Source organism: Streptomyces sp. NPDC021356 (assembly GCF_040641015.1).
Taxonomy (GTDB): domain Bacteria; phylum Actinomycetota; class Actinomycetes; order Streptomycetales; family Streptomycetaceae; genus Streptomyces.
The window spans coordinates 1-9852 of sequence record NZ_JBFACU010000080.1 but is presented as its reverse complement, the minus strand read 5'-3'; the positions used below and the strand labels follow the sequence as shown (position 1 = coordinate 9852).

4 protein-coding genes and 6 pseudogenes are annotated in these 9852 nt (G+C 68.3%); 2 read left to right on the top strand and 8 right to left on the bottom strand.

Translation table 11 applies throughout. The features are described from left to right. Positions 1-496: 496 nt before the first annotated feature. The 3 genes and pseudogenes from AB0G56_RS41575 to AB0G56_RS41565 form a co-directional block, all read right to left on the bottom strand. Positions 497-613, bottom strand: a pseudogene (locus tag AB0G56_RS41575) (3-oxoadipate enol-lactone hydrolase); the annotation flags it as partial. Further along, a complete protein-coding gene (locus AB0G56_RS41570) occupies positions 592-1911 on the bottom strand; it encodes a site-specific integrase (RefSeq protein ID WP_360981368.1) in 1320 nt (439 codons plus the stop codon). The gene AB0G56_RS41570 and the pseudogene AB0G56_RS41575, both read right to left, overlap by 22 nt. Before the next feature lie 71 nt (positions 1912-1982). After that, a pseudogene (locus AB0G56_RS41565) lies at positions 1983-2138 on the bottom strand (DNA-binding response regulator); the annotation flags it as partial. Between AB0G56_RS41565 and AB0G56_RS41560 the strand changes: the two are divergent. Next, positions 2139-2319: pseudogene (locus AB0G56_RS41560) on the top strand (LuxR C-terminal-related transcriptional regulator); the annotation flags it as partial. Positions 2320-2547: 228 nt separating this feature from the next. On the opposite strand, the pseudogene AB0G56_RS41555 reads toward AB0G56_RS41560, so the two are convergent. The 4 genes and pseudogenes from AB0G56_RS41555 to AB0G56_RS41540 all read right to left on the bottom strand — a co-directional run. Beyond that, positions 2548-2652: pseudogene (locus AB0G56_RS41555) on the bottom strand (transposase); the annotation flags it as partial. Positions 2653-3091: 439 nt separating this feature from the next. Beyond that, positions 3092-3436, bottom strand: a pseudogene (locus AB0G56_RS41550) (transposase); the annotation flags it as partial. Between the two features lie 550 nt (positions 3437-3986). Further along, positions 3987-7232: a hypothetical protein gene (locus AB0G56_RS41545; protein ID WP_360981365.1), complete on the bottom strand. Its 3246-nt coding sequence runs from the start codon at positions 7230-7232 to the stop codon at positions 3987-3989. Positions 7233-7390: 158 nt separating this feature from the next. Continuing rightward, positions 7391-7714 carry a hypothetical protein gene (locus tag AB0G56_RS41540; protein WP_260824143.1) on the bottom strand — a complete coding sequence of 108 codons (324 nt, stop codon included), beginning with the start codon at positions 7712-7714 and terminating at the stop codon, positions 7391-7393. Between the two features lie 159 nt (positions 7715-7873). Here AB0G56_RS41540 and AB0G56_RS41535 point away from each other — a divergent pair, with 159 nt between their 5' ends. After that, positions 7874-8353: a helix-turn-helix domain-containing protein gene (locus AB0G56_RS41535; protein WP_360981362.1), complete on the top strand. Its 480-nt coding sequence runs from the start codon at positions 7874-7876 to the stop codon at positions 8351-8353. Here AB0G56_RS41535 and AB0G56_RS41530 read toward each other — a convergent pair. After that, positions 8354-9852 (bottom strand): annotated as a pseudogene (locus AB0G56_RS41530) (hypothetical protein); the annotation flags it as partial.

Here is a 9852-nt window from a genome sequence, read left to right as displayed (position 1 = left end):
TTCACAGCGAGTTGGGTACGGATCTCGTCCGGGATGCGCATACCACACCAACGAGCCACGGGACGGGAAGCAACACCTTGATGATCTGCAAGCCCTTAGTCGATCCGGCCGTTCCTGCTCCCGCACTCACATGACCCGATCGCGCTGGGAAGAGTACGCACCCCTCGTGCGGACGGATGAGCGGGTGCGATCGCAAATCAGGCACCCGAAAGAGTCACAGGCACACGGACCGCACGAGTCACCGACCGCATCGTGCGCGCCAGCGCGTTCGAACTCACAGAGAAGCCGCACCGAAGTACTCCGGTGCGGCTTCACCCTCTCACAGATCCGCGCAGAGATCTCGTCAGGACCGACCCCGGTGGGGCCTCGCCGTATCACCCGCGTATCACACGGCAATCACCAACTGGGCAGCCCTTCCCGGACCAGGAGGCTCTGACCTGCGGTTTCATGCCCCCGCTGGACTGGCGTAGACGTCCCTGGACGGTCTTTACAACCTGTGCCATGTAGCACCGAGGGACGGCCCCATGACGAGGACCGGGGCCTGTTCCGGCCCGTCAAAGCGGTATTGCATGGTGTCGACGTTCTTCTCACTCACCCGTTCACGCTCCCACATCTCACATTCTCTTCGTGAACGGGGGCGGAGCCACTCGCCAGACCTCCCCACGTGTCCGCCACCGGCCGCAGGTCGTCCACATCCGGCTTCACGTACCAGCGCTTCGTGGTCCGGGCGTCGGCGTGGCCGGCCCACCGGGCGAGGAGGTGGTCCGGGACCCCGTGGTTCGCCAGGTACGTCAGGCAGCTCGCACGGGCGTCGTACAGACGGACCCGGCGCAGCCCGCTGCGGTCCATGACTTTGTAGGCCCGCTCACGCAGCTGCCGACCGTTGAGCACCCTGCCCCGAGCGTCTACGAGAACGTAGCCGCTGTCTTCGTACCCGTGCCCAGCCGCCGTCTTCTCGTCTGCCTGAGCAGCCCGGAACGCGGTCAAGGCAGCCGTTATCGGAGCCGGCAGCGGAAGTTGCCGCTCACCGGCGGGTGACTTGGTGTCCTTCTCCACCACGATGTCGTTCCCCATGACCGTCCGGGTGTTGGTGATGGACACGGTGGCTTCGTCCAGGTCGATGTCCGTCCAACGCATGCCGCAGATCTCCGCCGGCCGAAGACCCATCAGAGCGAGAAGGAACGGTGCCTGCAGGCGGTCGCTTGCGATCGCACGAACAAAGGCGCGCACTTCCGCGACGCTCCACGGCGGCACTGCGGCCCTGGCCCTGCGCTCTGCCCTGCGTGCCTTACGGGGAACGGTCACCTCCCGAGCGACGTTGACCCGGACCACGCCCCGTGTCACCGCCCGGTCGAGCGCCTCCTTCAGCCGGGCCAGTGACATCTCGACCGAGGTCGCCCCCAGGCCGGTGCCCGGCTTCCCTCCCCGCCCACGCCCTTCCCGGAGCGCCCATCGCATCCATGCCTCGACGTGGTCCTCGGTGAGGTCCTGGAGCCTGATGTGCCCGAGCCTTCCGCGGACGCGGGCCAGGGTCATGGTGTAGCTGTACGCAGTGCTCTCTTCCAGGTCCTCGGCCTTCATGGCCAGCCACTGATCGAGCCACTCGTCCACCGTGACCTGACTGAGAGGTGCCCGCTCTGCCTCGTAGCGACGATGCACGATGCCCGCGTACTCCGCCTTCGCCTCCCTCAGCGTGGCGAAGGTACGTGTCACCTGTGTGCGCTTCCCGGTGACCGGATCAGGGCCTGCGTCGACCACGAACCGGTACCGGACCTTCCCCTTGGCATTGGGGGCAAGCTTCTTGATCGGATAAGACAGGACTACTCGCTTTCCTTGGAGTGTGGGAGCCCCAGCGCAGCCTTCTGTGTTCATGTCGAACACCAAGCCCGGGGGGCTGACGAGCTCCTCCAAGGATTGCCGTGATCGCCGGTTTGGCCAACCGGCGATCACGGTCTATGTTTCGCTCGTCGCCAACCGGGGCCGGCCATGATCTCGCGTTCGCGTTCGGTGAGTAGGGTGAGGCGTTCCGGCGCGGTGAGGGGCATGTGGTCGGCCGGGGTGGCCAGGAAGCGGGTGATCAGGGAACGGGTGGCCGTGGGTGAGAGCAGGGAGTCGCCCGCGGCCACGGTGCGGATGCCGCACTCGCTGCACTGGGCAGATCGAACCACGAGATCGCCGACCAGCTGCTCCTCAGCCCCCTAACCAACCGTGCGCAGCCACGTCTCCCGCGCGATGACCAAACTCCACGCACGCGATCGGGCGCAGTTGGTCGTGATCGCCTACCAGAGCGGCCTCGTCCGGCCAGCCCCCGACAGCTGACACACGAACGCCCCTACAACGCAGGGGTGTGGGAAACCGGTCTGACCAGGTGGAAGACCTCGCGGGCGGCATACCGCTTGAGGCATCGGATGATCTCGCGTCGAGTCTTGCCCTCCTGGGTGCGGCGTTCGTAGTACGCCCGGGTTTGCGGGTCGTGGCGCAGACGGGTGAACACGATGCGGTGCAGGGCAGCGTGGCAGCGTTCGCCTGGCGGTCGCCGCCGTAGTTGAGCCGACGCGTGCACCGTCGGCCAGAGGAGTACTCGATGGGGCTGACTCCGCAAAGGGCAGCAAAGGACGCTTCGGTGTTCAGTCGCTCGGGGTTGTCTCCCATGGTGATCAGGAGAGTGACGGCGCTGTCCGGGCCAATGCCCACCGGTTCGAGCAGCTGTGGGGCGTGGTGTTCGACGAGCCGGGTCAGGCGTTGGTTCAGCTCGTCGATCTGTCCGGTGAGCTGTTCGATGCGTTCGGCGAGCATGCGTAACGTCATGTGGGTGGCCTGGGCCACCGCGTCCTCGTCTCCCCCACCATCGGGTGAGTTGAGGGTCGCGCAGGTGCGGAACAGCTCGGCATTGCCCAAGCTTGACAACCGCTCCCGCAGGGCGGGGTCGGCGATGACCAGGACGGCCTTGAGCTGGTTGATCGCCTGGGTGCGGGCCTTGACCGCGGAGTCCTTGGCAAGTTTGTAGATCCGGGCGGCGTGCACAGGTCCGTCGCCGGATGGCCTGGGCCCGGGCGCGACCGCTGAGCACGACCCGTGCGGCGGCCTGCGCATCGAGCGAGTCCGACTTGCCGAGCAACCGGCGGGCCGACCGGTCGGGCCGGTTCACTTCGAACACCTCGACGTGCTGAGCCAGCAGGTAGCGGGACAGGCCCGCGCCGAAAGTGCCCGTGCCCTCCACGCCGGCCCGGCGCACCGTCCCCCGCTTGATGGCCCAGACAAGCAGTTGCCGGTAGCCGGTCGCCGTCGCCGGAAAGGACTCGGTGCCTAAGATCTTCCCGAGCGAGGAGATAACGGCGGCGACGTGTACCTCGCCGTGCGTGTCCACGCCCAGGACGACCTCGCGCCGAGCCGGCGGATCCGTCCTTGAGGAGGTGCTGCGCTGTCTGGTCGTCATGGTGGTTCGCCTCCCGCTATGTGAGGTGCAGGGTGGATGGCACCGGGCTGCTCGGGCGGTCTGAACTGTGATGGCGCCTGATCGTCGGCAAGGCCCCCATGGGGACACGCCCTGTGGCTCGGTGGCAGGCAACATCCCTCAACGGCAGTCGACAGGTCCGTGACTGGACACTTCGGTCAAAAATCTCACGAGTCAGACCCCCGCCCGGGACGGCACCGCACAACCGTCCCATCGATCCCGATACAGCGGTATGACTTGATCACTGGCGAATGACTTCGGCCGAACCGACGCTCAACTTGACTGAGCACGCCGACAAGGCGTTGGCTTTCGTCCACTTCTGACCGGTATTTCATGGCCGGCACCGCCCAGATCAGCACCGGCTACAACGGGCTTCTTGCACCTGATCTTCACCGAGCTGCTGGTCCATCGGCACAGGGGGACTTGGTTATGCCAGCGCAAGCGGAGCCAGCAACTTCCACTGCCGGTCAGTGAGTTTATGACGGAGTACCCCCACCATGTATCACTACCCGATGATCTTTGAAGGCGGACCCTAGCCTTCCGCTGGCACGAGGTCCGCCAGGAGGGGCAGGTGCTCCGGCACCACACCGGTGATCTCCTCAGTCACCTGTTCCCATGGGCCCCAGCACAGTGCCTCGACCAGCACGAGGCGTCCCTGAGGGCAGGGGCCGAGCGACTGGGCGATCGCTGCGAGCGCCTTGGCGCGGTGCTCGGGCGCGGTGAGGGCGTCGGCCAGGGCGCGGGCCGCCGCGCGGGCACCCACCTGGCAGAGCGTCTTGACGACGGCCGGCGTGGACGCCTCGCGCAGGACAGGAGTGCTGATCTCCTCCAGCAGCGCGGCGGCGCGGGTGACGTCTCCCGTGGCTGCGGCGCCCGCCGCGAGGTAGCCGAGGGCGCGCTCGTCTGCTTGCCTGTTGGTGATCAGCTCTGCTGCGGCCAGATCACCGGCGTCCACGAGCCTTTTCACGACACCGGTGAGGATCTCGTCGACCGCGTCCTTCGGCAGGCTGCCCTCCAGCCTGAGCACCGCGTCGATATCGCCCGCCGCGAGGAGGGCACCGGCGGCGGCGTACGTGTCCCAGCGTCGGCGGGAGGGGCTGTGGGCGGTTCCTGCCAGGCTCAGGATCTCCTGAGCCAGCTCTACTGCTCCGTCCGGATTCCCGGTGCGGCCGAATGCCTCGGCCACTCGTCGCAGGCCCTCGGCGCGCTCGGCAGGATCTGCCAGGGTCCGGCTTTCGTGGAGTACGCGGCGCAGAAGCTCGTTCCTCTCCGTCGGGCGACCCGTGTGGTGCAGGCCCTCGGCTACCTCCGCGAGGTCGAGGACGCGTGCGTAACCGTCGGACGCGGCGGCGGCCTGTTCGGCGCGGTGTATGAGGCGGGCTGCGTCGTCCCGCTGCCCGGACTGGCCAACTGCGACGGCCAGCTTGATGAGGGTGGTTACCCCGAGCCTTCGATCCCTTTGCGCCAAGTTCGTCGCCCGCTCGACCACGGCGTGGGCACGTTCCTTCTGGCCCGCCCGCAGCAGGAAGTCGGCGGTGTCGGCCGAAAGCGCCACCCGCCAGTGGAGGTAGGGCACCTCGTCGGTGGCCTCGCGGGCGTCCCGGGCCAGGCGCAGCGTTTGCACCGCGTCACGGAACCCCGCCGCCGTCCTGCCAGCGGCGTTGAGGACGCGCGCCCGGTAGACGGGTTCCGTGATCCGCTCAGTCAGCTCCAGAGCTCGGTCGAGGTCACCGGCTTCCGCGGCCGCGATGCCGATCTCGACCAGGCTCTCCTCCGGATTGTTCAGGAAACGGCTGCCCAAGTCGATCGCCTGTTGGTGGTGCCCAGTCGCTTCCAGGCCCGCAGCAACCTCGGGGTAGACCCAGCTCACGCCGTCGGGGTCGTTGACGTCCGCTGCCAGCTGGGCCGACGTCACGGCGAACTCGGCGGCCTGCGCGGCGAGCCCCGGTGCCGTGGACATCCCCCGGGCGAACAGGGCGAGGTACTGCGCCCGCCGGACCGTGTCGCCGGAGTCGGCCGAACTGGCCACGACACGCTCCGCCAGCGCCAGGGCTCGGCCATGCTCGCCGAGCCAGGAGAGCGCGGCGGCCAGTGAGGCGCCCAGGGCGCTCCGGGAGACGGTGTTGGGCACTGCCATGACCGCGTCGACGGCTTCCAGCGCCCAAGGAACCGCATCGGCTGCCCGGATGCCGGCCGTCTCCTGAGCCGCCGCGGCGCTCCTCGCCACCGTGGACAGTGCCCCGATGCCAGCGACCAGAGCTTCTGCCCTGAGCTCAGGGTCGGTGATACGGCGGGCCGTCCGCAGGGCCTCGGCGGTCCGGCCGGAGTCCGCCAGGCCCTTGGCGATCGCCGCCAGGAAGCGGTCCCGGGCTTCGGTGCTGTCCGCTCCGTCGAGCAGGGCGGCCGCCTGATCCAGGCGTGCGGCGGCGGCCATGGCGCCGGCGATGGCGCTCAGGGCTGCCACCCGGTCCCACGCGTCGCGCTGCGACTCGGCCAGATGAACGGCGCGCATGGGGTGCCCGCACCGGGCCCACAGGGCGATCAGGTCGGAGGAGAGAGGCGCCGTCCGATCGTGCAGCCCGTCCCGCGCGGCGGCCAGTCGCAGGGCCACGGACACGTCCTGATCGCCGCGGCGCACGCCGTCCGCCAGCACCAGATCGAACGCGGCTAACACCGCGCTGAGCGCCTCCAGAGCCGCCCCGGACGCCTGCCACAGCCGTTCCTGCCACCGGGTATCGCAGGCCAGCGCCACCAGCCCAGATGTGTCCCCCTGTTCGTGCAGCAGTTGGGCGTAGCCGCGCAGCAGGTACTCGGGGGTTTCCTCCGGCCACCCCGCGCGCCGGTAGGAGTCCGCCCACCGGTGCAGACGGCTGCGGTGGGTCGCCAGCTCCTGGTCCGTGAACAGTTCCGCCGCGCCGCGCCGGATCTCTTCATGTGCGAAGAGAAAGAGGTGCGGACCGGCGGATGTCCAGTGCCCAGAGCGCCGGCGGAAGCTGCGGCCGTTCACCGCGGACAGCTCGCGCTCGACCAGCCGCGCCGGGCTCCCGGTCAGCTCAGCGAAGTCGTGCGCGCTCAGCCCGCCTCCTGCCGCGACGGTCAGAGCGGCCAGGTCCCAGCCCAGTCCAGCGCCGTCTCGCAGTCGCACCAGATCCCGCTCGGCGTCCCGGCGCGCCGCGCGGGCGTGCGGGGAGGGCTCCAGACGGTGGTCGATCCGCGTGCTGCGCAGGGGGTGGTCTGCGGGCACGTCCCCCGGTATCGGCGGATGCGGACGGCCGGCGACGAGGATTCGCATGCCGTGCGGGGGGACGCGTGGCAGCAGCGCCGCGATGCTGTGGCCGTCGGGACCAGCGGTCACGCCGCGGTCCTCGTCCAGCCCGTCCACCACGAGCACGAGCCGTCGGCCGCGCGCCGCGCACCCTTGTGCGGCGCGGTGCAGCGCGAGCAGCATCTGCTCGTCTCGCGTGGCGGGGGTGGTCAGCGGTTCTGCCTCGCCCAGCATGGCGTACACCTGCCGCTGGACGACCTCGCAGAAGGCCGCGGCGTCGTTCTGCCCGGCCATGCGGGAGGTGATGAAGAACGACACGACATCGACGCCGGGTGGAGGGTGCATGACGAAGTGCGCCAGCAGGGCGGACTTCCCCGCCCACGCCGGGGCCACCCAGCGCCAGTAGCCGGCGCCGGGATGGTCTGCGGGGACATCGTGCGCGCTGAAGCGGGCCAGCTGGGCGAGTTCGCTCTCACGCCCCCGGAAGTCAGCGGCGGCGAGGGCCTGTTCCACCCTAAGGAGATACCCTGAGACAGCGGCGCGTCCCGCAAACACCTGCACGGAGCTGTCGATCATCACGCCGCTGTTGGCGAAGGCTCCGGCTCCCTCGGCGGAGGATCCACCCGACTTGCGCACCGCAGCACGTCTGAGGAAGAACATCGGATGCGCCGCTACTCCTGCCGCCGGTAACCGGTGTTCGCACTGCCGCCGTCCGCCCGCGCGTCACCGGTCTCCTCGACGGAGACCTCACCGGCTGGTGTGGAGGCGACAGCACCCGTGTTGGCGTCCCCGCCACCGGTGGCCGTGGCACGCCCGGTTCTGGACACCTGTACGGACGTGCTCCCGGTCGGGGCCAGTAGCGCGCAGACGCCGACTCCCAGGGCGGCCATGCCGACCACCGCGGAGACGACCCCGGCCACCTGGTTCGCCCGGTTCCAGCTCAGCAGCGACAGCGCACCGGCGAAGACCGCGAGGGCCAGCACCGTCGTGACCAAGACGGCGCGCCGACCACCGCGGACAGGCACCCCCTCCACCCCCTCACGTCCCGTCGAGGCGGAACCGCACCGAGCCCGGTACGGGCCCCCGCCGCATGCCAAGTCCCACCATACGGCCAGACCCGAGTCGCCGTGGAGGAATGCCTTGAATGCACAACGATGCAGGTCAAAGGCAGGTACTGGCACATCTCTGCAGCTCAGCGCCATCAGGTAGACAACTTCAAAAGATCTCATCTGTCACCGAGCCGTGTCGCCACCACCCTGACCACCCTCGCCACCCGCACCGACAGTCCATCGGCCGGGCACTTGTCACCCGCAGATCGCCCTCACCCCGAACGGCTCGCCGCACTCGTCGGCACCTCCCGCAAGACCTGCACCAAGGTGCTGCACGAGTTCACCGACCGCAGCCTGCTCCGCCTGGCCCGCGGCCGCATCACCGCCCTCGACCAGGCCGCCTGCACGACGCCGCCGGATGACCGCCGCTTCCGGGCCGTGGCCCCACCGTTTGGGCAGGCGTGCCTGCAGCGTTCGAACGCGGCGCTGCGGACAGATGCGTCATGCGTCATCGTCGTGCAAGGGGCAGTTTCTGCTGCCCGTCCACGGCTCGTGGCCGACGGTGACTGGTCCCAGGGGCAGTGACTACGCCTTGCGGACACTGTCGATTAGCGGGCGGGCACTGAAGGGAGAGACACCGAGTTCCTGACGCGCTTCCGCCAGCCGTTCCGGAGCGCCGTCCGGCCCTTGGCCGGCTGCCTGCCGGGTACGGCGTTCAAGGCCCTCGGAGCTGAAAATGTCAATGAGAGTAAGGGAGAAGTAGGCGTACGCGGATGCCTCCTCGATCGTAAGTCGAGCATCGTCTCCCAGTTCGTGCTGGGCGACGGGGCCGGGGTGGTCGGCGCTGCCGTAGAAGGCGAACTTCTCCAGGGTGATGCGCAGTTCTCTCTCCACACAGACGCAGGGTTCACGCAGGTATCCGCCGAGGGTGCGGAAGACATGCAGGATGCCGCTGGTGTCACGGGTCCACTGGTGCTTGCTCAAGAGGATGCGGAAACCTGCGAGCGTTTCTGCCAGCTCGTCGAGGATGAGGTGGCGGGAGATGTACCTCAGTTCCAACGACTGAGTCATCTCCTGCATCTCCCGGATCTGGAGCCCGTAGCGCAGGAGATCTCGCGGTATGCCGCCGGACAGGACATGAGCAAGCAGTATGTAGGGCTCGGTCAGGGAACCGCTGCGTTGGGTAAGGAGGGCCCGGGAGTCTTTCAGGGTGCTCGGCTGCACATGGATGATGTCGTCCAGGGAGCTGTCCGTGGCATCACGGTGCGGCAGGCCCCGGCGGACGAAGGCGGCGCCCACGTCCTCTGCCACCGATATCAGGTAGTAGACGTGTGGGACTCCCAGAATGGCCTTGATCTCGCTGAGAAACGCCAGCGCGTGTGCGGATGAGCCGAGGCGGTCGACTTCGTCGATGGCGATCACGACGATCCTGCCCTTCGACTTCTGCTCAATCGCGATCCGCCCGAGCAAGTCGCGGAAGTCCTCCACCAGCTCCGGGAAGCTGGGCGGGACGGTGGAGACGGACGTGGTGTGGGAGCTGCCCACGGTCAGAACCTGTGAGACGCCGGTGGACAGCGCATTCGTGGACATCTGGATCGTCTGGAGGCGGTACAGATGGTCGTGGCATCTGGTCACCAGCTCAGGTTCCGCAGGCCGCGGGCGCCAGCCACCCGCCCTGGCCAAGAGGACTCCGCCGATCATGCCCGCGAGCCGGAGCGGGTTCTCGGGATCGGCCAGAATCGAGTACGTCTGAGCGTTGCGGATGAGGTATAGCAGGAGAGCGATCGCGGCGGCGGCGGCCAGGGGCCCGAAGATCATGTTCGGTGAAACGCGCCACGTTCCCACCACAAGGGTGCTACCCGAGTCGCGCCACTTCAGGCAGTAGGCCCAGGCGAGCATCAGGAACAGGGTGCTCAGCATGGTGCCGAAGCTCAAGTGCCGTACCTGTTGCTGCACCTGACGGTCGAGCACAATGCTCCCGAGTGACACTAGCCTCGCGCTTTCACGAGATGGGCTGTCCAAGAGCTGATCAGAAACACGGAAAGTGCCCTTGACCTGCAACGATAGGACTTGCTGAGGGTCCT

Coding starts and splice junctions, on each gene's coding strand:
- AB0G56_RS41535 (WP_360981362.1), top strand. CDS start 7,874: ATGCAGGTCAAAGGCAGGTACTGGCACATCTCTGCAGCTCAGCGCCAT.